The following is a 766-nucleotide window of genomic DNA, read 5'->3' as shown; positions in this document are numbered from 1 at the left end:
GGGCGGCTCAGCGCGCCGGGAAGGCGGCCAGGGCCGCGGCGGTGCGCTCGGGCTGCTCGAGGGGGGCCTGATGGGCGGTCTCGTCGAACACGTGGGTCACGGTGCCCGGCACCGCGGCGGCGATCTCCTCGCCCGCCGAGGGCGGGGTGACCTGGTCCGCCACGCCGTGGATCGTGAGGACGGGGACGGCGATCTCCCCGAGGCGCCCGCGCACGTCGAAGTCGGCCAGCGCCTCGCACAAGCGCGCGTAGGAATGGCGGTCCGCCTCCTGCAGGGTGTGCAGCAGGCCCGTCGTCCGCTCCGGGTGGGCCGCGATGAACCCGTCGGCGAACCAGCGCTGCGCCGAGCCCTCGACGAGGGTCGGGGTGCCGGCACGCTCCACGAGCTCGGCGCGCTCGCGCCAGGACCCCGCCTCGCCGATCTTCGCGGCGGAGCAGATCACGGCCACACCGGAGACGGTGTCCGCGTGGTCCAGGGCCAGCTGCAGCGCCACGCACCCGTTGAGGGAGACGCCCGCGAAGTGCACGGGCAGGTCCGCGGGAACGGTGCCGTCCTCCTGCAGCGCCTGCACGGCGGCGACGACGGCGTCCGCCAGCTCCGCCATCGAGAACGGCTCGGCGTGGGGCTCGGAGGCGCCGTGGCCGGGCAGGTCGTAGCCGACCACCACGGTGTCCTCAGGGAGCTGCTGCGCGGCGAGGCTCCACAGGGCCTGGACGCCGGTGCCGAGGCCGGCGCCGACCACGAGCACGCGGGCGGGGTCCTGGGC

1 protein-coding gene is annotated in these 766 nt (G+C 76.2%); it reads right to left on the bottom strand.

All coding sequences use genetic code 11. The annotated features are described in order from the left end of the window. Positions 1-7: 7 nt before the first annotated feature. A partial coding sequence (locus tag J1M39_RS11885; protein ID WP_241254157.1) for an alpha/beta fold hydrolase occupies positions 8-766 on the bottom strand: 759 nt, incomplete at its 5' end.

This window comes from Micrococcus sp. KRD077 (genome assembly GCF_017168505.1).
GTDB lineage: Bacteria > Actinomycetota > Actinomycetes > Actinomycetales > Micrococcaceae > Micrococcus > Micrococcus luteus.
The sequence above is the reverse complement of the archived record's forward strand: the minus strand, read 5'-3'. Positions and strand labels throughout refer to the sequence as shown.